This window comes from Arthrobacter sp. SLBN-100, from assembly GCF_006715305.1.
Lineage (GTDB): Bacteria > Actinomycetota > Actinomycetes > Actinomycetales > Micrococcaceae > Arthrobacter.
The window spans coordinates 1,007,036-1,027,568 of the sequence record NZ_VFMY01000001.1 but is presented as its reverse complement, the minus strand read 5'-3'; the positions used below and the strand labels follow the sequence as shown (position 1 = coordinate 1,027,568).

19 protein-coding genes and 1 tRNA gene are annotated in these 20,533 nt (G+C 66.4%); 9 read left to right on the top strand and 11 right to left on the bottom strand.

Features of this window, described 5'->3' with window-relative positions; genetic code table 11:
- Positions 1-9: 9 nt before the first annotated feature.
- Together FBY31_RS04770 and FBY31_RS04765 are read right to left on the bottom strand one after the other, a co-directional pair.
- Positions 10-750, bottom strand: coding sequence for an alpha/beta hydrolase (locus FBY31_RS04770; protein WP_442858208.1), 741 nt, complete (start codon positions 748-750; stop codon positions 10-12).
- On the bottom strand, positions 747-1,874 hold the full coding sequence (locus FBY31_RS04765) for a LacI family DNA-binding transcriptional regulator (protein WP_142037551.1): 1,128 nt from the start codon (positions 1,872-1,874) through the stop codon (positions 747-749). The genes FBY31_RS04770 and FBY31_RS04765 overlap by 4 nt, the downstream gene beginning before the upstream one ends.
- A 172-nt stretch (positions 1,875-2,046) precedes the next feature.
- Here FBY31_RS04765 and FBY31_RS04760 point away from each other — a divergent pair, with 172 nt between their 5' ends.
- From FBY31_RS04760 to FBY31_RS04750, 3 genes are read left to right on the top strand one after another with little or no spacing between them, the layout of a single operon-like run.
- A complete protein-coding gene (locus tag FBY31_RS04760; RefSeq protein WP_142037548.1) occupies positions 2,047-3,216 on the top strand; it encodes a Gfo/Idh/MocA family protein in 1,170 nt (389 codons plus the stop codon).
- Positions 3,216-4,430, top strand: coding sequence for a dihydrodipicolinate synthase family protein (locus FBY31_RS04755; RefSeq protein WP_142037546.1), 1,215 nt, complete (start codon positions 3,216-3,218; stop codon positions 4,428-4,430). Before FBY31_RS04760 ends, FBY31_RS04755 begins: the two co-directional genes overlap by 1 nt.
- Entirely contained in the window at positions 4,427-5,284 is an 858-nt protein-coding gene (locus tag FBY31_RS04750; protein WP_142037543.1) for a sugar phosphate isomerase/epimerase family protein, read from the top strand. The genes FBY31_RS04755 and FBY31_RS04750 overlap by 4 nt, the downstream gene beginning before the upstream one ends.
- Positions 5,285-5,411: 127 nt before the next feature.
- On the opposite strand, the gene xylB is transcribed toward FBY31_RS04750, so the two are convergent.
- Entirely contained in the window at positions 5,412-6,830 is a 1,419-nt protein-coding gene (gene xylB / locus FBY31_RS04745; protein WP_142037540.1) for a xylulokinase, read from the bottom strand.
- Positions 6,831-6,832: 2 nt separating this feature from the next.
- On the bottom strand, positions 6,833-8,020 hold the full coding sequence (gene xylA / locus FBY31_RS04740) for a xylose isomerase (RefSeq protein WP_142037537.1): 1,188 nt from the start codon (positions 8,018-8,020) through the stop codon (positions 6,833-6,835).
- Between the two features lie 135 nt (positions 8,021-8,155).
- Between xylA and FBY31_RS04735 the strand changes: the two genes are divergently transcribed.
- Positions 8,156-9,379 (top strand): ROK family protein, encoded by a 1,224-nt coding sequence (locus tag FBY31_RS04735; RefSeq protein WP_142037534.1) that lies wholly within the window; start codon positions 8,156-8,158, stop codon positions 9,377-9,379.
- 128 nt (positions 9,380-9,507) lie between these two features.
- On the opposite strand, the gene FBY31_RS04730 is transcribed toward FBY31_RS04735, so the two are convergent.
- Positions 9,508-9,580, bottom strand: a tRNA-Arg gene (locus FBY31_RS04730).
- Positions 9,581-9,795: 215 nt separating this feature from the next.
- On the opposite strand from FBY31_RS04730, the gene FBY31_RS04725 reads away from it, so the two are divergent.
- The 3 genes from FBY31_RS04725 to ettA all read left to right on the top strand — a co-directional run bounded on the left by FBY31_RS04725 (position 9,796) and on the right by ettA (position 12,829).
- Positions 9,796-10,356: a single-stranded DNA-binding protein gene (locus FBY31_RS04725; RefSeq protein ID WP_142037531.1), complete on the top strand. Its 561-nt coding sequence runs from the start codon at positions 9,796-9,798 to the stop codon at positions 10,354-10,356.
- A 141-nt stretch (positions 10,357-10,497) separates the two neighbouring features.
- Complete coding sequence (locus FBY31_RS04720) at positions 10,498-11,094, top strand: DUF6993 domain-containing protein (RefSeq protein WP_142037529.1); 597 nt, start codon at positions 10,498-10,500, stop codon at positions 11,092-11,094.
- 52 nt (positions 11,095-11,146) lie between these two features.
- Entirely contained in the window at positions 11,147-12,829 is a 1,683-nt protein-coding gene (gene ettA, locus FBY31_RS04715) for an energy-dependent translational throttle protein EttA (RefSeq protein ID WP_142037526.1), read from the top strand.
- Between the two features lie 97 nt (positions 12,830-12,926).
- On the opposite strand, the gene FBY31_RS04710 is transcribed toward ettA, so the two are convergent.
- Positions 12,927-13,907, bottom strand: a complete 981-nt coding sequence (locus FBY31_RS04710) for an acyl-CoA thioesterase (protein ID WP_142037523.1) — start codon at positions 13,905-13,907, stop codon at positions 12,927-12,929.
- Between the two features lie 63 nt (positions 13,908-13,970).
- Here FBY31_RS04710 and FBY31_RS04705 point away from each other — a divergent pair, with 63 nt between their 5' ends.
- Entirely contained in the window at positions 13,971-14,630 is a 660-nt protein-coding gene (locus FBY31_RS04705; RefSeq protein ID WP_142037520.1) for a hypothetical protein, read from the top strand.
- 34 nt (positions 14,631-14,664) lie between these two features.
- On the opposite strand, the gene FBY31_RS04700 is transcribed toward FBY31_RS04705, so the two are convergent.
- Both FBY31_RS04700 and FBY31_RS04695 read right to left on the bottom strand, forming a co-directional pair.
- Positions 14,665-15,117: a globin gene (locus tag FBY31_RS04700; protein WP_142037518.1), complete on the bottom strand. Its 453-nt coding sequence runs from the start codon at positions 15,115-15,117 to the stop codon at positions 14,665-14,667.
- A 2-nt stretch (positions 15,118-15,119) separates the two neighbouring features.
- Positions 15,120-15,809 (bottom strand): mechanosensitive ion channel family protein, encoded by a 690-nt coding sequence (locus tag FBY31_RS04695; RefSeq protein ID WP_142037516.1) that lies wholly within the window; start codon positions 15,807-15,809, stop codon positions 15,120-15,122.
- A gap of 117 nt (positions 15,810-15,926) precedes the next feature.
- Between FBY31_RS04695 and FBY31_RS04690 the strand changes: the two genes are divergently transcribed.
- Entirely contained in the window at positions 15,927-16,946 is a 1,020-nt protein-coding gene (locus FBY31_RS04690; protein WP_142037513.1) for an NAD-dependent epimerase/dehydratase family protein, read from the top strand.
- Here the strand turns inward: FBY31_RS04690 and efeB are convergent.
- From efeB to efeU, 3 genes are all read right to left on the bottom strand, one after another.
- The gene (gene efeB / locus FBY31_RS04685; protein WP_142037511.1) at positions 16,939-18,291 is read right to left on the bottom strand and encodes an iron uptake transporter deferrochelatase/peroxidase subunit; all 1,353 of its coding nucleotides are present in this window, start codon (positions 18,289-18,291) and stop codon (positions 16,939-16,941) included. The genes FBY31_RS04690 and efeB overlap by 8 nt on opposite strands.
- Positions 18,288-19,514 (bottom strand): iron uptake system protein EfeO, encoded by a 1,227-nt coding sequence (gene efeO, locus FBY31_RS04680; protein ID WP_142037508.1) that lies wholly within the window; start codon positions 19,512-19,514, stop codon positions 18,288-18,290. Before efeO ends, efeB begins: the two co-directional genes overlap by 4 nt.
- Positions 19,515-19,590: 76 nt before the next feature.
- The gene (efeU, locus tag FBY31_RS04675; RefSeq protein WP_142045058.1) at positions 19,591-20,439 is read right to left on the bottom strand and encodes an iron uptake transporter permease EfeU; all 849 of its coding nucleotides are present in this window, start codon (positions 20,437-20,439) and stop codon (positions 19,591-19,593) included.
- Between the last annotated feature and the right edge of the window lie 94 nt (positions 20,440-20,533).

The following is a 20,533-nucleotide window of genomic DNA, read 5'->3' as shown; positions in this document are numbered from 1 at the left end:
GTGCCCGGGCTACGGCTCCGTCCAGCCTGCGCGGTCCAGCCAGCCGGAGCAGAGCGCGGGCCACTGGTCCGCTCCGGGTTGCCCGTCCGCCAGGCCCAGCCCGTGGCGGCCTTCGGGAAAGACATGCAGTTCGGCGGGTACGCCGGCATTGAGCAGGGCCGCGGTGTAGCCCAGGCTGTGGCTGACCGGCACGGCAGCATCGTCCGCCGTGTGCCAGACAAACGCGGGCGGCGTTTCAGCAGTGACCTGCCGCTCCGCGGACAGTTCCGCAAGGAGGTCCGCCGACGGCGACTCGCCCAGGAGGTTGTCCACGGAACCCTGGTGCACGGCATGGGTATACGACACCACCGGGTAGCACAGCACCGTCAGGTCCGGGACTGCCTCCGGAACGTCGAGTTCCGCGCTGCCGGTCGCCACTGCAGTGGACAGCGCCGCCGCTAGGTGTCCGCCGGCGGAAAACCCGAGTACGCCTACACGCCTGGGATCGACCGCCAGTCCGTGGGCACCACTGCGGATCCGGAGCATTGCCTGCTTCGCATCCTCGAGCGGTGCCGGATGCCGGTCCGGGGCAACCCGGTAGCGCAGCACGAAACCGTGAATACCCAGCCCTGCCAGCCATTCGGCAACGGGCTCGGCCTCATGGTCTGCCTGGCGGCCGTAGCCGCCACCGGGGAGGACCAGGACGGCGGGCCGGTCTCCGGAACCGCCCGTGCGGGACGGCACTGCCGTCAGTTGCAGCGCCACCGTCAGGCGGCCATTTCTGTGCTGCGCCGAAGCGTGACTTCGCCGGTGATGGGCCGCCCTGCGTCGTGCAGTTCCTCAACGGAACCCGCACTGTCCATATCGGCAGCGTCCGCACCAGCGCCGGCTGCGCCGGGAGCCGTGGCGCGGGTGGCCAGGCGTCCGATCTCTTCCAGCGGCAGGCGCACCGTGGAAAGTGCGGGACGGAAATCCCGGAGTGTTTCGATGTCGTCAAAACCGGCGATGGTGGCATCGCGCGGGATCCGGAGCCCCTGCGAACGAAGGGCGGCCGCGGCACCGATGGCCATCACGTCATTGACGGCAAAGATGCACAGCTTGCTGCCGGCAGCTCCATCCGTGGCCTCTGACCGGCGGGCCTTGATCATGTCAGAAAGCTTGAGACCGGCCTCGTACCCGCCGGCACGGTTGAAGGCAGTGCGCAGGACTTCCGCCGGTTTGCGCCCGGCGGCTGCCAGGCCTTCCTGGAAGCCTCGGATCCGGTCGTCGGAGGTGAAGAGTCCCTCCGGTCCGCCAATGATGACAAAGTCGCCGTCCCGGCCGGAGGCGAGCTGGCCCGCCAGCGCCGCTGCCAGTTCCTGGTTGGGCACGGCCACCACGTGGTAGCCCGCCGGTGCCGTTGCACCCACCACCGGATGGCCCACCACAGCTACCCGTCCGCCATTGCGGCAGTACCTGTCCAGTTCTGCGGCCAGTTCGGCGTTGCCTTCCTGGTTTTCCGGCTGCGAGGAGCGGGAGCCGGCGATGACGATTGAATCCGCACGGCGGGCTGCGAAAGCCGCAACTGCTTCCTTTTCCTCTGCCGGGGCTCCGCCTGTGGTTGCAAGCAGCACCATCCTGCGCTGCTCGCGGGCTGCCTCCTGCACGCCGCGGGCGATGGCGGCGAAGTAGGGGTCCGCGATGTCATGGACGATCAGGCCGATCAGTCCCGAGCTTGACTTCGCCAGCCCCTGGGCCTGTGCGTTGGGGATGTATCCGAGCGAGTCCGCGGCCTGGCGGACCCGGTCCGCAATGTCCTGCCCGGGCTTGCGCGCGGAGCCGTTGAGGACCCGGCTGGCGGTGGCGGGGGATACCCCGGCCAGCCGCGCCACCTCGGTAAGGGTACTTGCAGCCACAGCGTCTCCTGATCGGCTTTGTAGGGTCATGAAGCGTGATCACATTATGGCAGTTTTAATGCCCTGCTGGAAAGCGCTTGCCAACAGGTCCGGCGGCGTGCATCATTGAGGTAGCGGGAACGCGCTTTCCCTGACCAGCTTGAGTAAACTGCTCACTCACCGTGGAGGACTTATGGGCTTCGAAACAAAAACAATCCGCATCGCCATGAACGGCATCACCGGCCGGATGGGCTACCGCCAGCACCTGCTGCGCTCCATCCTCCCCATCCGGGACGCCGGCGGCTTCACCCTGGAAGACGGCACCCGCATCCAGGTGGAGCCCATCCTGGTGGGCCGCAACGAAGCCAAAATCCGCGAACTGGCCGAAAAGCACAAGGTCTCCGAGTGGAGCACCGACCTTTATGCCGTGATCAACGATCCCACCGTTGACATCGTCTTTGATGCCTCCATGACCAGCCTCCGGGCAGCCACCCTGAAAAAGGCCATGCTTGCCGGCAAGCACATCTTCACTGAGAAGCCCACGGCCGAAACCCTCGAAGAAGCCATCGACCTGGCCCGCATCGGCAAGGAATCCGGCGTCACCGCAGGCGTCGTCCACGACAAGCTCTACCTGCCCGGCCTGGTCAAGCTCCGCCGCCTGGTGGATGAAGGCTTCTTTGGCCGCATCCTTTCCATCCGCGGCGAATTCGGCTACTGGGTCTTCGAAGGCGATGTCCAGGCTGCGCAGCGCCCGTCCTGGAACTACCGCAAGGAAGACGGCGGCGGAATGACCACGGACATGTTCTGCCACTGGAACTACGTCCTTGAGGGCATCATCGGCAAGGTCAAGAGCGTTAACGCCAAGACCGCCACCCACATCCCCGCCCGCTGGGACGAAGCAGGCAAGGAATACAAGGCCACGGCCGATGACGCCTCCTATGGCATCTTCGAACTCGAAACCCCTGCCGGCGAGGAAGTCATCGGCCAGATCAACTCCTCCTGGGCTGTCCGCGTTTACCGTGACGAGCTGGTGGAGTTCCAGATCGATGGCACTCACGGCTCCGCCGTCGCAGGCCTGAACAAGTGCGTTGCCCAGCAGCGCGCCCACACCCCCAAGCCGGTCTGGAACCCGGACCTGCCCGTCACGGAATCCTTCCGTGACCAGTGGCAGGAAGTCCCGGCCAACGCTGAGCTGGACAACGGCTTCAAGCTGCAGTGGGAGGAGTTCCTCCGCGATGTCGTCGCCGGCCGGGAGCACCGCTTCGGCCTGTTGTCCGCTGCCCGCGGCGTCCAGCTCGCCGAGCTCGGCCTGCAGTCCAACGACGAGCGCCGCACCATCGACATCCCGGAGATCACCCTCTAATGACCTCACTCATCCTTCCCTCGCACGACGGCGGCACCCGGGAATACCGGCTTCAGGGCGGCACGTCGTGGGCCCGTCCCACCGCCCCGCTCACAGCGCGCCGCGCCTATGCCGCAGCCCACGTGATCCCCGAGGTGCTCGCGGACAACACCCCCGGCGCGCCCGCCCGGCTCGACTGGGAAGCCACCATGGCCTACCGCCATGAGCTGTGGTCCTACGGCCTCGGTGTCGCCGATGCCATGGACACTGCCCAGCGCGGTATGGGCCTTGACTGGGCAGCCACCCAGCAGCTCATCAAGCGCACCGGAGTGGAGGCCGCTTCAGTGGTTTCGGCCGGCAGCGCGGCCACGGCCGGCAAGTCGGTCCGCGACCTCGTGTCCTGCGGGGCGGGCACGGACCAGCTGGACATCGAGTCCCTGCCTGCCGGCGAAGCCGGACTCAAGGCCGTCCTCGAGGCATACCGCGAGCAGATAGCCGTCATCACCGAGGCCGGACCCAAGGTCATCATTATGGCCTCGCGCGCCCTGGCCAAGGTTGCCAGCGGGCCGGAAGACTACCTGAAGGTGTACTCCGCGCTGCTGCAGGAGGTGGACCAACCCGTGATCCTCCACTGGCTGGGCACCATGTTCGATCCCGCCCTCGCCGGGTATTGGGGTTCGGATGACGTCGCAGCGGCCACGGAGACCTTCCTTGGCCTCATCAAGGACAACGCCGCCAAGGTGGACGGCGTCAAAGTCTCGCTGCTCGACGCCAGCCATGAAGTGGCCCTGCGCGCTGCCCTGCCCGAAAGCGTCCGGCTCTACACCGGCGACGACTTCAACTACCCGGAACTGATCGACGGCGACGGCAGCCACCACTCGGACGCGCTGCTGGGCATCTTTGCGGCCATCTACCCCGCCGCTTCGGTGGCCCTGCAGAACTACGACGCCGGCAACACCGCCAGGGCCCGCGAAATCCTGGACTCCACCCGCGAACTGGGCAAGCACATCTTCAGCGCCCCCACGTTCTACTACAAGACCGGGATCGCTTTTATGTCCTGGCTCAACGGCAAGCAGCAGGGCTTCCAGATGGTGGGCGGCCTGCACTCCGGCCGTTCGGTGTGCCACTTGGCTAAGACCTTCGAACTGGCGGACCAGGCCGGACTGTTGCGTGATCCCGCACTGGCTGCCTTCCGGATGTCCGACTACTTGCGCATCAACGGGGTGGGGGTATGACAATCATTTCAGGGACGTCCGCTTTCTCGCGCCTCTCCATCAACAGCGCCACCACCAAAAAATGGACCCTCGCCCAGGTCGTCGACGGCTGCGTCAACGCCGGCATCCCCTCAATCGGGCCATGGCGGGACCGCGTGGAGGAAGCCGGCCTGGACAAGGCAGCGCGCCTGATCAAGGACGCCGGCTTGCGTGTTTCCTCCCTGTGCCGCGGCGGGTTCCTCACCGCTGCGGACCCGGAGGGGCAGGCTGCTGCCCTGGCGGACAACCGGGCCGCCATCCTCGAGGCCGTTGCCCTGGATACCAGGGAACTGTTCCTGGTGGTGGGCGGCCTGGCGCCGGGGGAGAAGGACGTGGTGGCGGCCCGCCGGCGCGTCGCGGACCGCCTCGCCGACCTGGTTCCCTTCGCCGCCGAACACGGCGTCCGCCTGGTCCTGGAACCGCTGCACCCGATGTACGCCGCGGACCGTGCCCTGATCTCCACCCTGGGGCAGGCGCTCGACCTCGCAGCGCCCTTCGACGCCTCAACGGTGGGCGTCGCCGTCGACACGTTCCATGTCTGGTGGGATCCCGAGCTGAAGGCGCAGATCGAGCGCGCGGGACGGGAAAACCGGATCGCCTCCTACCAGGTGTGCGACTTCAACATGCCCATCGCCGCAGATCCGCTGCTGTCCCGCGGGTACATGGGCGACGGCGTAGTGGACTTCGCCACCATCGGCACCTGGGTGCGCGACGCAGGCTACGCCGGTGACATCGAGGTGGAAATCTTCAATCAGGACATCTGGGACACGGACGGCAACACCGTCCTGGCCACAGTCAAGGAGCGCTACGCGGAGCTTGTCCTCCCGTTCGCCTGACCTGATTCAGACCGCGGGCTCCTGGCACGCTTTCCCAACACGGCGGCCAGGAGCCTGCGCCCCACGTGAAAGGACCCGGACCGCGCACGCGGTCCGGGTCCTTTCGTCTGCAGAATGTATGCAGATGCTAGGCATACATGGCGGCGAACCGGCGATAACGTGCCAGCACACCGCCGTCGTCCTTCCCGGCAGGAATATCGACGGCGTCCAGCGACCACTGCGGAAATTGGCCGGTGAGTGCCGCCGCGGCCTGGCGGGCTGCGCCGTCGGCCACGTATTCACCGGGCCGGGGCACGGTGACCTTGATTCCTAACAGCTGGGCCGCTGCCGACTGAACGGCGGCGGACTGCGCCCCGCCGCCCACCAGGATGATCCGCCTCGCCTCCACGCCCTGTTCCTGCAGGGCGGCCAGCCCGTCCGCCAGCGAGCAGACCACGCCCTCGACGGCGGCACGCGCCAGGTTCGCGGGCGTGTAATTGGCGCGGGTGATGCCATGCAGGGACCCGGTGGCGTCCGGCAGGTTCGGTGTGCGTTCGCCGTCGAAATAGGGCACGAGGGTAAGGCCCCCCGCGCCGGGCTCGGCGGACAGCGCCAGCTCACTGAACTCGGCGAGACTGACGTCCAGCAGGGCGGCGGTGGCGTCAAAAACGCGGGTGGCGTTGAGGGTGCACACGAGCGGCAGGTAATTTCCGGACGCATCGGCGAACCCTGCCACCAGGCCCGACTGATCGGCTGCCGGCGTATTGGAGACGGCAAAGACCGTTCCGGAGGTGCCGAGGGACATCACCACATCCCCGACGCCGGCACCCACACCCAGCGCCGCCGCAGCGTTGTCCCCGGCACCGGCCGCCAGGAGGACGGCGTCCGGGGTCTTGCCGGCAACGTCCAGCGGGCCCAATACCTCGGGCAGCAGCGGAACATGCCCCAGCGAGGACTCCAGGACCCCGGGCAGGTAGGTGCCTGCCGCCGCGGAATAATAGCCTGTCCCGGAGGCGTCCGAACGGTCGGTGGCCAGGGCCTCGAGGTTACCCGGGCTGCTCCCTGGGCCGTGGCCCATCAGCCGCCACGTCAGCCAGTCATGCGGCAGGCAGACTGCCGCAACCTTCGCCGCGTTCTCCGGTTCATTGGCGGCCAGCCAGTGCAGCTTGGTCAGCGTCAGCGACGCCACGGGGACGGTGCCGGTGGCCCCGGCCCAGTAGCGGGCACCGGCGGCAGCGTCGCCGTCGCCCGCGGTCCTGATGAGGTCCTCGGCGGCGCCGGCGCTTCGCGTGTCATTCCACAGCAGTGCGGGCCGGATGACCTGGCCATCGCTGTCCAGGCAGACCATGCCGTGCTGCTGTCCGCCCACGGAGACCGCTGCCACGTCGGACAGCCCGCCCGCCTGCTGTATCGCTTCCTGCAGCGCGTCCCACCAGTGGTCCGGGTGGATTTCCGAACCGTCCGGATGGCTGGCCCTGCCCTGGCGGATAAGAGCTCCTGTGTCCGCGTCGCGGATCACTACTTTGCAGGACTGGGTGGAGCTGTCGATGCCTGCTACCAGCGCCATGGTCAGCGGGCGTTGAGGAGGTGTTCGATGGCGAGCTGGTTGAGGCGGACGAACGCGAAGGAGCGCTCGGCGGCCTTGTCGGCGTCGAAGTTCTCGAACGCGGTGGTGTCTGTGAGCAGGTCAGCGGTGCTTTCGCCGGCGGCGAGGGTGGGTTCGCCGAGTTCGCCGACGCCTGAGGCGGTGAGGGCGGCCTGGACTTCGGGGTCGGCGCGGAAGGCCAGGGCGCGTTCCTTGAGCAGCAGGTAGGTGGCCATGTTGGCTTTGGCGGATTCCCAGACGCCGTCGTAGCCGTCGGTGCGGGAGGGCTTGTAGTCGAAGTGGCGCGGGCCTTCGTAGCGGGGGCCGCCGTTGGGGAAGCCGTTTTCGAGCAGGTCCACGGTGAAGAACGCGCTGGTCAGGTCGCCGTGGCCGAAGACGAGGTCCTGGTCGTATTTGATGCCGCGCTGGCCGTTGAGGTCGATGTGGAAGAGCTTGCCGGACCAGAGGGCCTGGGCGATGCCGTGGGTGAAGTTCAGCCCGGCCATCTGCTCGTGCCCGGTTTCGGGGTTCAGGCCCACGATGTCGCCGTGTTCGAGCTGGGCGATGAAGGCCAGGCCGTGGCCGACGGTGGGCAGGAAGATGTCACCCCGGGGTTCGTTGGGCTTGGGCTCCAGGGCGATGCGCAGGTTGTAGCCCTTGTCCTTGATGTAGGCCGCGGCGGTGTCCACGCCTTCCTTCATCCGGTCCAGCGCGGCGGCGAGGTCTTTGGACCCGTCGTATTCGGAGCCTTCGCGGCCGCCCCACATCACGAACGTCTCGGCGCCGAACTCGGCGGCGGAGTCGATGTTGCGCAGCACCTTGGACAGGGCGAAGCGGCGGATGGAGCGGTCGTTGGAGGTGAAGCCGCCGTCCTTGAAGACCGGGTGGCTGAACAGGTTGGTGGTCACCATGGGGACCTTCAGGCCGGTCTCGGCCAGGGCTGCCTTGAAGTTCTTCAGGATCAGCTCCCGCTCCGAGGCGGTGGCATCGAACGGGACCAGGTCGTTGTCATGGAACGTGATGCCGTACGCGCCGAGCTCAGCGAGGCGGTGCACGGCTTCCACCGGATCCAGGGCTGCACGGGTGGCGACACCGAACGGGTCAGCGCCGGTCCAGCCAACAGTCCAAAGACCAAAAGTGAACTTGTCAGCGGGGGTGGGGGAAAGAGTCATGATGCGTCCTTGCAGTCGGTGTACGCCCGAGTTTTGGGCGAGTTAGTTTATCGCTTGAACTATATAAGCGTGACTAGGCTAGGGTCAATAGCGACGGGCATTTCAGGAGGCCCGGTTTATCCGGGGAGGCCGGCCATGACCTACACTGCAGCAGCACCTGCGCTGTCCGACGCAGGGACGCCCGGAAACATGGGCGACGTGCGCAGGAGCAACCTCGCCCTGGTGCTGGGGAGGGTTGCACAGTCCCCGCCAGGGTCCCATCTGACACGGGCGCAGATTGCGGCGTCTACGGGGCTGACCAAAGCTTCCGTATCGAGCATCGTCCTGGACCTTCTCGACGCCGGCATCTTGCGGGAAATAGGACTCAACCCCCAGGGGGAACGCGGCCGGCCGGGAGTGGGGCTGGCGCTGAACCCCGCCCGCGGCGTTATAGGCATGGAAATTAACGTGGACTACATCGCCGCGGGCGTGACAGACCTTTCCGGGGCGGTTGTGGCCCAGGAGATCCGTGAGCGGGATAACCGCGACAGTGAAAGTGCCCCGGTCATGGCCGCCCTCGCTGCCCTGGCCACTGAGGTGCGGATGGCGGCCATGGGAAAGGGGGTGGAGGTCCTCGGGGGAGGACTTGCGGTTCCCGGACTTGTGGATGCCGGCAACTCCACTGTCATTGCCGCCCCCAACCTCGGCTGGCTGGACATCAAACTCGACCTGGGCCCTCTGCTTCCCGGCCTGCCGTTGGGTGTCACGCTCTTCAATGAGGCCAACGCGGCCGCCCTTGCTGAACTGGCCCGCGGGCCCGCCGAGAGGCATGACTTCCTCTACCTGTCAGGCGAGGTGGGTGTAGGTGGCGGGCTGGTCATTGGATCGGAGCTCTTTACCGGTCCGGAAGGCCATGCCGGAGAAGTGGGGCATATTGTGGTGGACCCCGAGGGCAGCCGCTGTTCATGTGGCGGAACGGGCTGTTTGGAGACCATCGCCGGGCAGGACGCCATCTTCGCTGCTGCGGGCATCGCGGGCAAGGTGAGGTCGGAGAGCATGTCCGCGCTGGTGGCCGCGCTCGCCGACGAAAAGCCGGATGCGTTGCGCGCCGTTGAGCGCGCAGGAAGGTCGCTCGGGGTGGCGGTGGCATCCACGGCCCGGGTGGTAAATATCGGGGCAGTGGTGCTCGGCGGACACTTCGCTGTCCTGGAACGGTGGCTCCGGCCGTCGCTGGTCGAAAGCCTGGCCAGGTACGCACCCGGAAAGATACTGCCGGAGCACATCACCACCGCGGCCGTCGGCGAGGGCGGGGCGCTGCTGGGTGCCGCCGGAAGCGTGGTCCGTTCGCTGGTGGAAGCGCCGCACCGGCTGCAGCCCTGAAAGTACGCACCGACCCGTTGCGCTATCACTTAGCGCTGCTCTGCCGCTCTTTTGGCGACTGTAAGTGACAGGGCATCGGCGAAAAAAGGGCCAACGCCCCGGTTCGAACCGGGGCGTTGGCCCTTATGTGCCCCAGGAGGGAATCGAACCCCCGACCGGCGGATTAGAAGGCCGCTGCTCTATCCCCTGAGCTACTGAGGCATTGGCTTACGGAGCTGAATTCCGGCGCCTCAAAAAGTTTACATTGCCTCGGGTCCGGGCGCCGTCATTGTTGTGCGTTGCACCCACTGATCCTCCACAGGCAGCCGCGGGCGCGCGTTTTGCACATAGGCGAACTCCTGCCTCCCCGGCAGATTGGGCCAGCGCCATGCTGGTCTTGCCTGCTAGGGCAGAACCATCGAAGACAGGACGTAGCCATGAACGACACCATAACCATCAGGGGCTTTGTTGCCACCGACATCACAAGCGGCACAACACCGGGGGGAGTGGCCACCGCCTCTTTCCGGATCGCTTCCAACTCGCGTCGGCGTGACAAGGACGGCCAGTGGGTGGATGGCCACACCAACTGGTTCCTGGTCCAGGGCTACCGCCACCTGGCCGGCAACATGGGCTGCAGCATCCGGAAAGGCCAGCCCGTCATCGTGGTGGGCACGCTGCGGATCCGCAGCTGGGAGAGGGACGGCAGGGTTTATTACTCCCACACCATTGATGCTGATGCCGTAGGGCATGACCTCACCTGGGGTACGGCCAACTTCACCCGGTCCTCCAAGAAGCCGCTCCTCTCGCTCGTGGAGCAGGAGCCTCCCTTCGAGGCTGGCCACCAGTCCGGGGCGGAAGGACCTTTCGACGAACCCGAGGACAGTGACGAGGACACCGCTGACGGCGGAGATCCGGCTGCCGCCTACGTCGAGGACACCAACGGTGACCTGCTCGCCCTCGACCTGGAAACGGGGGAGCTCGCCGACTCCCGAGTTTGAGGATGCCCTTGTCAACCCCCCTCGGCTCCCTGGGTTCCTTGGCGGGCAGGGCCGCAGCACCCCCCGGCTGCACCCCTGTCCGCCAAGGTCATGAAGCCCAGGACGGAAGGCTGGCCCGTGGAGGCGTGGCAGAATGGCACCATGCGGCTTACCCCTGACCACCGGCAGAAAACCACGGCCGGCGGATTTTGGGCCACCCCTTCAGCAGCATGGGATGCCGCCGCACTGCGGGTGGTTGCCTTGCTGGCCGCGGGCGTCCTGGTGGCCGGCCTGTCGGGTTGCGTCAGCGGTGTACCGGCAGAAGCCCCCTCTGGTTCCGACGGGCAGGAAACTGCTGCTACCACCACGGCGGCTGCGTCCGACGCAGGTCCTGAAGCGGCGGTGACCGCCACTGCCGGCAGTTTGGCTGATACCGCCGGCGAGGCGGCGGCTGCCGCAAAGGAAGCCGCTGCCACCGAAACGGTCAAAAAGACACTGAGCGATGCGTTGGGTCGCCTGGCTGCGAACTCACCCAAACCGGCTACGGCCCAAGTCACTGACACCCTCACCGGGGCGGGGATTGAACCGGCAGCGTTGCAGGTATCGCAAAGCCGTACCCCCACCGGCCTTGAAGCGGATGCCATCGAAGCGGCAGTGCTCGAAGGAAAGGACTGCGTCATCGGCCAGGTCCGGGACGGCGCAGTCACGGTAACGGTCCTGCCTGTACTGGCCAGCGGCAAGTGCTTTGTAGGCTCCTGACCCTGCTGCACCGAATGTGAGATATGCCCGCCGACCCACTAGATTTGGAACCATGGCGGAATTTATCTACACAATGACCAAGGCCCGAAAAGCCGTTGGCGAAAAACTCATTCTTGACGACGTAAGCATGTCCTTCTTTCCCGGCGCCAAGATCGGTGTTGTGGGCCCGAACGGTGCCGGTAAGTCCACCATCCTGAAGATCATGGCCGGACTGGACACCCCCTCCAACGGTGAGGCCCGGCTCAGCCCCGGCTACACCGTGGGAATCCTGCTGCAGGAACCACCCCTGAACGAAGAAAAAACCGTCCTGGGCAACGTCCAGGAAGGCGTGGGGGAGATCCACGGCAAGATCCAGCGCTTCAACGAAATTTCCGAGGAAATGGCCAGCCCCGATGCTGACTACGACACCCTCCTCGAGGAAATGGGGCACCTGCAGGAAGCCATCGACGCCGCTGACGCGTGGGACCTGGACTCCCAGCTGGAGCAGGCCATGGACGCGCTCCGCTGCCCGCCGGCGGACGCCGACGTCACCAACCTCTCCGGTGGTGAGCGCCGCCGCGTTGCCCTGTGCAAGCTGCTCCTGCAGAAGCCGGACCTGCTGCTCCTGGACGAGCCCACCAACCACCTGGACGCAGAAAGCGTGCTCTGGCTCGAACAGCACCTCTCGTCCTACGCCGGCGCAGTCCTGGCCGTCACCCACGACCGGTACTTCCTGGACCATGTTGCCGAGTGGATCGCCGAAGTGGACCGCGGCCACCTCTACCCCTACGAGGGCAACTACTCCACCTACCTCGAGAAGAAGCGCGCCCGCCTGGAGATCCAGGGCAAGAAGGACGCCAAGCAGGCCAAGCGGCTCTCCGAGGAACTCGAGTGGGTGCGGTCCAACGCCAAGGGCCGCCAGACCAAGTCCAAGGCCCGCCTGGCACGCTATGAGGAGATGGCTGCCGAGGCGGACCGGACCCGCAAGCTGGACTTCGAGGAAATCCAGATCCCGCCGGGACCCCGCCTGGGTGGCCTGGTGCTGGAGGCCAAGAACCTGCAGAAGGGCTTCGAGGACAGGACCCTCATCGACGGACTGTCCTTCAGCCTGCCCCGCAACGGCATCGTAGGCGTGATCGGGCCCAACGGCGTCGGCAAAACCACGCTGTTCAAGACTATCGTGGGACTGGAGCCGCTCGACGGCGGAGACCTGAAGATCGGCGACTCGGTCAAGATCTCCTACGCTGACCAGAGCCGCGGCGGGATTGACCCCAACAAGACCCTGTGGGAAGTTGTCTCGGACGGCCTGGACTTCATCCAGGTGGGCCACGTCGAAATGCCGTCCCGCGCCTACGTTGCCGCCTTCGGCTTCAAGGGCCCGGACCAGCAGAAGAAGGCCGGCGTGCTCTCCGGCGGTGAGCGCAACCGCCTGAACCTCGCCTTGACCCTCAAGCAGGGCGGAAACCTGCTCCTCCTCGACGAACCCACCAACGACCTCGACGTCGAAACCCTCAGCAGCCTCGAAAACGCGCTGCTGGAGTTCCCGGGCTGCGCCGTGGTGGTCTCGCACGACCGCTGGTTCCTCGACCGGGTGGCCACCCACATCCTCGCCTACGAAGGTGACGAGGAGAACCCCTCCAAGTGGTACTGGTTCGAGGGCAACTTCGAATCCTACGAGGAGAACAAGGTGGAGCGGCTGGGACCGGATGCGGCCAAACCGCACCGCGTCACGCACCGCCGCCTCACCCGCGACTAGTAAGCCGCGGCAAAGCGAAAAACAACAGGCCGGCACCCCTTAGGTGCCGGCCTGTTGCCGTTCCATCAACAGTGGTAGGCAGCAACAGTGCCCCAAGCTACTCCTTCGAGGCCTTGCGGATCTGGTGCTCCATCACCTTGGACTGGAAGGCCCCCACCACCTTGTTCTTCAGGTCAGTGGGCACACGGACCATCCCTTCCTGCGCCACTGACGCCACATGCTGCCCTGCCTGGTTGAAAATCTTGCCGGTCGCCAGCCCGCGTGCACCCTGGGCGCTGGGTGATTCCTGCACGTACAGCAGCCATTCGTCCACCCGTGCCGGCCGGTGCCACCACATGGCGTGGTCGAGGCTTGCTACGTTCATCCCCGGGGTGATCCAGCTGAGCCCATGCCGGCGCAGGATGGACTCAAGCAGGGTGTAGTCGCTCGCGTACGCCAGCGCGGCGCGGTGCAGGTTGGGGTTGTCAGGCATGGGGCCAAAGGTCTTCATCCATACGGCGTTCCGCGCTTCCCTCGCGCCCTTCGCCGAAACATACAGCGGTGGATCAACGTGCCGGATGTCGAAGGGCCGTTCATAGGCCCAGTGCCGTGCCACCGGATGATCGAACTTGCCCAGCAGGTCAGCGGTGCTGGGCAGCGATTCCGGGTCAGGAATGCCGCTGGGCATCACGGATTCGTGCTCAATACCTTCGTCCTCGCCCTGGAATGAGGCAATCATCGACAGGATGGGCACGCCTTCCTGGTAAGCATGCACGCGCCGGGCCGAGAAAGACCTGCCGTCCCGGAGGCGCTGCACCCCGAAGGTGATGGGCTTGTTCGCGTCCCCGGGGCGCAGGAAGTAACCGTGCATCGAATGCACAAAACGGTCGGGGGCTACGGTCCTGATGGAGGCGATGAGTGACTGTGCCAGTACCTGTCCGCCGAAAACCCGGTGATGCGGCTGCTGCTGGGACGGGCCCAGGAAGATGTCCTCATCCGTCCGGGCCCCCTCGAGCTCACCAAGGTCAAGAAGGTTGATGAGCGATAAGGTGGGGTCTCCGCTGGGGAGCGCCAGGAGTCCGGCGTCGGCTTCAGTCATGGTTTGACTCTAGACGGCACCCCGGCACTGCTCAACACAGGTCCAGCCGGTAGTGTTCTTGGTGTGTCTGATCTCCTCACCTCGTCCTTCCGTTTTACCGATCCCCGCGACCTCGCTGATTTGAAGACCTTCGCAACGCGGGCAAAAGCAATCGACGACGGCGCCATCCGCCTTCAGGCGGCAGGTTCCGTTCTCGCCGCGTACGTCTGCGTGCTGCGGCCGAGGGTGCTGGGTGAATCGACCCCCACCATCCTTGGGCTGCGGACCATGGCATTGGCCGAGCCGTCCGGCACGGACGTCATCGTTCCCCTGGCCGCAGTGCTGGACCGTCTTGCCAGGGCGGGGGAGGAGGACGTCGAGCTGCCGGTTCCGCCGTCCACCGTCACCGAATCCTGGACCGGGGTGGGCGCCCCCAGGGGCGGGTGGGAGCTGATGGGTTCGCGAAGCGACGCAGCCCTGCGCGAGGCCGCTGAGGCAGGCATCTCGGAAGTGGCCGGAATTGTGCCGGACAAACCCGGCGCGCTGATCGTCAACAACGCCAGGGCCGCCGTCTGGGGCAGGGAACTTGATGAAACCGGACTACCGGCAGGGGCGGCCTTCGCGGCGTTGGCCCTTGGGTTCCTCGGCGACGGCGACCAGAAGCTCTACCGCGCAGGGCGCTGGTTCCGGCTGACCGGTCCACGCGGGCATGTCCTCGCCCGGACCGGAAGCGGGCTGCTCTAGCAGCAAGCGCTGCCGCCAACAGGCCGCACCACCATCACTGGCTGCCCGGGCTGTTCACCATGGACAGGGCGGCACGCTCCATGTAGTCCCAGAGGGTTCCTTCATACAGCGGCGGCAGCTCCAGTGCGTCCACAGCCGCGCGCATATGAAACAGCCAGCGGTCCTTGGCTTCGGGTGTCACTTCGAACGGCATGTGCCGCATGCGCAGCCGGGGGTGGCCGCGCTCTTCCCCGTACGTGGTGGGACCGCCCCAGTATTGTTCCAGGAACATCAGGAACCGGCGCTTGGCCGCTGCCAGGTCCTCTTCGGGGTACATGGGCCGCAGCAGCGGGTCTGTGGCCACGCCGTCGTAAAAGACATCGATCAGCTTGACGAACGTTTCGTGGCCGCCCACGGCGTCATAAAAGTTGTCCGTGTAGCCGGGCTGGCTGAACGGATCGTTCTGCATCAGCTGGCGTGGGCGCTGGGGTTCGATGGGGATTGTCATCGCTACTCTCCGGCTTTCTGGTCAGTCTTTTTGGTTTCGGCGGCGCCGTGGTCGCTGCCCTGGTCCGTGGTCCCGTTGTCTGACTCGTGCAAGGGCACGTAGTTGCCCTGGGACCTGTTGCCGACGCGGAGGATCTCGCCGTTGCGGAGGTACCAGATGGCGCCGTCATCGGAGCGTACCCGGGTGATGCGCAGGCCCATGGACTCCACTACGCCAACAACCTCGCTGGTCTCGATCACGTCGCCGATGCCGTACTGGTCTTCAATGGTAATAAAAATCCCCGCCAGGAAGTCGCGGATCAGCTGCTGGGCACCAAAACCGATGGCCACACCCAGGATGCCCACGCTGGTGAGGAGGGGTGCGATGTTGATGTCCAAATTCTGCAGGACGTACATGCTGGTGATAACCACCACCAGCACACCCACGATGCTGTTCAGCAGTGAGCCGATGGTTTCCGCGCGCTGCACCCGCCGTTCATGGTCCAGGGCCCGCAGCGCCGGCGCCGCCCATTTGAAGGTCGGCCGCTTGAAAAAATTGCTGCCCGCCGCCACACGGCTGGTGATGCGGGAGATAACAAAAGTGGCAACCAGCCAGACGGCAACGCCCACGCCGAGGCTGATCACGATGCCGGTGATGCTGATGCCGTCCGGCTCGGTAGTGGCGGAAGGAAGGACCGACAACATGCTGACCATAAGGGGGGAATACTCCTGGGATTTCCCGGCGGCGCCGGAATACGGATGCCGCGCACCGGTTAAGCCCGGCGCGGAAGGCTATGTTCTCCTTCAACCTTATCGCCGTAGCGTGGCTGCATGCGCATTCTCGTCCTCGGCGGAACCGCCTTCCTGTCCGCAGAAATCGCCCGCCAGGCCGTAGCCGCCGGGCATGATGTGACGTGCCTCGCCCGGGGCTCAGCGGCCCAACCGCCGCAGGGAGCGGTCTGGCTGAAGGCTGACCGCTCGATGGGCGTGAAAGCTTATGCGGCAGCCGCCGGAGACTGGGACGAGGTCGTTGACGTCGCCCGCGATCCGGCGCCCGCGTCGGAGGCGCTGCAAGCCCTAGCACATCGGGCGGCGCACTGGACGTTCGTCTCCAGTTGCTCCGTCTACGCCGATGCATCCGTTCCCGGCGCGGGGGAGGGCGCCGCCCTCCTTCCCGCGCTGGCCCCCGGCACTCCTTCGACGGCCGACAACTACGGCGGGTCGAAAGCCGCCATCGAGGAGGCAACGCTCCGGGCCGCGGACGGCAAAGCCCATCTCTGCCGGGCCGGCCTGATTGGCGGTCCGGGCGACGGAACGGATCGCTACGGCTACTGGCCGGCACGTTTTGCCAGGTCCGGGAAGCCTGTCCTTGTGCCCTCGATCGCCAGCGACCCGACCCAGGTGATCGACGTCCGGGACCTCGCCGCCTGGATCCTGCTGGCAGCCGGGCAGCGAGTTACCGGTGCCCTGAACGCCTTGGGGGACCAGGTGCCGTTCGGGCGGTACATCCATGCCTCCCGGGAGGCGGCGGGCCACACCGGCGACGTCGTGCCCGCACCGGCGGACTGGCTGGCGGAACAGGACGTGGGCTACTGGGCCGGCCCGGATTCCCTGCCGCTCTGGCTCCCGCCGGGGCATGAGGGGTTTATGGCGCGGAGCAACAGTGCGGCCGTGGAGGCTGGCCTGCGGCTCCGGCCCTGGCAGGAAACGCTGGCGGACACGTTGGCCGACGAACGGGAACGTGGGCTGGACCGGCCCCGGAAGGCCGGGCTGTCACCGGAAACGGAGGAGCGCCTGATCAACAGCCTTGGCCCGCGGCCGGCTTCCGTGGCAGGCGGAGCATTCAGCTGAAGAGCCCTTCGCCGATGAAGCCGCCGGGCTGGACGCCCGGTGGCACGGCGTAAAGACCGGATCCGGTGTGCTTGAGGTATTCGACCGCCAGGACGTCCTCACGGGCCATGCGCATTTGCATCGGGACATAGTGCGTCCTCGCATCCGTGACGAAGGCAATGAAGAACAGGCCGCCGTCGAGATGGCCCAGTCCGTCCGAACCGTCCGTGTAGTTGTAACCTCGGCGGAGCATCTTGACCCCGTCGTTCTGGTTCGCGTGCGCCAGCCGTACATGCGAATCAAGGGGTATCAGCGGCTCGCCGCCTTTGCCGGCAAGGTTGAAGTCCGGTTCCGTAAACTCCTCGCCGCCGGACAGCGGAGCACCCTGGTTCTTGGTCCGGCCGATCAGGTTTTCCTGCTCGCGCAGGGAGGTCCGGTCCCAGATCTCGATGTGCATCCGGATCCGCCGGGCCACAAGGTAACTGCCGCCGGCCATCCAGGCTTCCCCGGGCCGGGTGCCGGCCGTGGCCCAGACATGCTGGTCCAGGAGTGCGGTGTCCTCGGCTTTGATGTTGCTGGTCCCGTCCTTGAAGCCGAACAGGTTGCGGGGAGTTTCCTGGGACCGGGACGTCGAGGAGGTCCGGCCGAACCCGAGCTGGGACCAGCGGACCCGGACTTTGCCGAAGCCTATGCGGGCAAGGTTCCGGATCGCGTGCACGGCAACCTGCGGATCGTCGGCGCATGCCTGGACCACGATGTCCCCGCCGGAACGTGTTGCCTCAAGATCGTCACCGGGAAAATGGGGAAGATCAATCAGCGCATCCGGCCGGCGTCCGGCCAGCCCGAACCGCGCCTGGCCGTCTTTTTCGAACAACCCGGCACCGAAGCCGATGGTCAGTGTCAACCGGCCCGCATCCAGTCCGGCGGCTTCACCCGTGTCCTGTGGCGGCGCATCATAGGGACCGTCAAAGGCGCCGGTGCTTCCAGCCGGCTGACCCTGGGTCATGGCCTCGGCGGCCGCGGTCCAGTCTTTGAGCAGCTTGATGAGGTCCGCGCGCTTTTCGGTGGTGACATCGAAAGCAGCAATATGGAGGCGGTCCTGCGCCGGTGTGACGATGCCGGCCTGCCGGGCACCATGGAAAGGGACGATTCCCGGGGCAGGATTACCGGAGGCGGCTGCCGCTGTAAGGGCATCCTGGCTCAGGAGGCCTGCAGCGAGGCCAGCCGCAGCGCCGGCGCCGCCCACCCCAGCCAGCGACAGCAGGCTTCGGCGGGACAGGCCAGGCCTGCCGCTGCCGTCATTTCCGGCGTCCGCGTTGGTCCCGCCGTCAGCTCCGCCACTGCCGCCGAAGGGGCACGGGCTCACAGGACTGCAGCCGCTGTCAGCTGGGAGAGGGGTTCACCCAGCGAGTCCACCAGGGCGGCGAGCTCCTGCACCTGTTCCTGGTTAAGTTCGTTGTAGTACACGAACCCGTCGCCCTTGGCGTAAGCCTTCAACCCGGTCTGGAGGGCAGTGAACTTTTCCTCCAGGGAGGCCGAAAGCTCAGGGTCCTTCTGCTCAAGGGCAGGTTTGAGGCTTTCAAAGGCGATGCGGGCGCCGTCCACGTTGGCCTGGAAGTCCCACAGGTCCGTGTGGGACCAGATCTCCTCTTCGCCGGTCACCTTGCCGGTGGCAACCTCGTCCAGCAATTCCTTGGCCCCGTTGCCAAGGTTGTCCGCGGAGAGTTCAACCTCGCGGGTGCGCTGGGCGAGGTCTTCCGTGTCCGCGACGAGCTGGGCGGAAAGGGCCGCACGCTCCTCCGCGCTCAATGCGGTGTAATCGGCTGGCGGGAACAGGTCCTTCTCGGCACGGTGCCAGCCGGTCCATTCCTGGCCGGGCTCCAGGTCAGCTTCCCTGGCGTCAAGCTTCGGGTCGAGGTCCCCGAAGGATTCCGCGACGGGTTCGATCCGCTCCCAGTGCATCCTGGTGGCGGCGTAGAGATCGCGGGCGGTACCGGCATCACCGTCGGCGTAGGCAGCGGCGAAGTCCCTGGTGCCGGCCAGCAGCTGCTCAGTCTGGTCCTTAACGTAGGCGGCGTACTGCTGGACGCCGGCGTCCAGCAGCTTTTGGAAGTCGGCGTCCACGGCGGCTTTGGTTCCGGAGTCGGTCACCTGGAAGGCCGCCCGGATGCCTTCGCCGGTCATCCCGGGCTTGCACGCAGTGGTGTATGCACCGGGTTCGGCCGTCACCACCAGGTTGCGGGTCAGGCCCGGCCCGATGTTCTCCACCTCACCGAGGATCCGCAGCCCGTCTTCGGCAAGCAGGTAGAACTCCGTCACCTGCGGGCCTTCATTCTTAACGGTGAATGTCAGGTTGCCACTGGGCGCGCTGGCTGAGGCAATTGTGCACGCGCTGTCCGTGCTGACCACTTGGATGGGGCCGCCGGTGGCTTCGGCCTTGGCGTTGTCGGTGCATCCCGCCAGGGCGAGGGGCAGGGCGGAGGCAGCTGCGATGATGGCCAGGCCCCTGCGTCCTCGTGGGGATCGGGAGGTTTCAGCGGGCTGGGCAGCGGCCGGGCGGGTTGCGGACAGCGGGAAGTGCGAAGGCATGGGGAATCCTAGGGGGAGTCGGGGGGTGCAGGGGTTGGGGGCGGCTAAAGCGGCGGGTCCGTAAAACGGTGCTGCCTCAGGACGAAGCCATGGCGTTTTCCCGCGGGGAACGGACGGGCGAGGGAGCGGCCAGGTTGACGCGGAGGTAGAAGAACAGGATAGGGACGACATAGAGGAGCCACGCCGATGCCTCCAGCCAGGTGGTGGCAGGCGAGAAGTTCAAGGTTCCCTTCAAGAGGGTTCCGTACCAGGAGGACGGCGGCACCGCGGTGGAAACGTCGAAGGCGACGATGTGCAGGCCGGGAAGAATGCCCGCCTCCTGGAGGTCGTGGACGCCGTAGGCGAGGACGCCCCCGGCAATGATGACCAGCGCCGCCCCGGTCCAGATGAAAAAGCGGGCGAGGTTTACCTTGACGACGCCCCGGTGCAAGAGGTAGCCGAGTCCGGCGGCGACTCCCAGGCCCAGCAGCGCGCCAACCAGGGGAGTGGTTGTTTCCCCGGATGATTGCGCGGCAGCCCACAGGAAAAGCGCTGTTTCCAGCCCTTCGCGTCCCACGGCGAGGGCGGCAACGGCCACGAGGCCCCAGCCGGCACCGTCAGCTACCCGGTCCACCCGGGACTTCAACTCGCCGCCCAACGTTTTTGCCGTGCGGGCCATCCAGAACACCATCCAGGTGACCAGGCCCACCGCGATGATTGACAGCCCTCCGCCAATGGCCTCCTGGGCTTCGAACGTCAGGCCCCGGGGTCCGAAGGTGAGCAGGGCGCCGAAAGCAACCGAGACGGCGACGGCCACCGCCACCCCGGCCCAGAGCCGGGGAAGGAGGGCGCGGCGTCCGGTCTTGACCAGGTAGGCCATCAAAAGCACCACGATCAACGTGGCCTCAAGGCCTTCGCGGAGGCCGATCAGGAAGTTTGCGGTCATGCTCAAGGACGCTCTCTCTAGGGGTAGCCGGGTTAGGCTCACCTAAGCGAGAACAGTACAAGGCGCTGTGCCATTACGCAAAGAATCCATGCGC